Origin of the sequence: Larkinella sp. C7 (assembly GCF_006149005.1) — a bacterium.
In the GTDB taxonomy this organism is placed as follows: Bacteria; Bacteroidota; Bacteroidia; order Cytophagales; family Spirosomataceae; genus Larkinella.
The window spans coordinates 1-307 of the sequence record NZ_VBSL01000293.1 but is presented as its reverse complement, the minus strand read 5'-3'; the positions used below and the strand labels follow the sequence as shown (position 1 = coordinate 307).

Genomic DNA, 307 nt, shown 5'->3' with positions numbered 1-307 from the left:
GGAAAGTTCAAGTTTGAGTATCAAAAGAAACAAAAGGAACAGCGCAAGAAGCAAAGCACTGTTACTGTTAAGGAAATCCGTCTCAGTCCCGTTATTGATAAAGGTGACTTTGAGACCAAGCTCCGCAATGGTCGTAAGTTCCTGCAAAAGGGCAATAAGGTCAAGGTTTCTATTCGTTTCCGTGGACGGATGATTACTCACAAGGATATCGGTGCCCAAGTCTTGGCAGATTTCGCTGAAGCAACCCAAGATATCGCTATCATCGAACAACGCGCTAAGATGGATGGTCGCCAAATGTTTATGCAAT

General features: G+C 44.0%; 1 protein-coding gene. It reads left to right on the top strand.

Annotation, left to right across the window (positions count from 1 at the left end; genetic code table 11):
- The coding region (gene infC, locus FH871_RS35470; RefSeq protein ID WP_138995398.1) for a translation initiation factor IF-3 at positions 1–307 on the top strand (307 nt) is incomplete at both ends.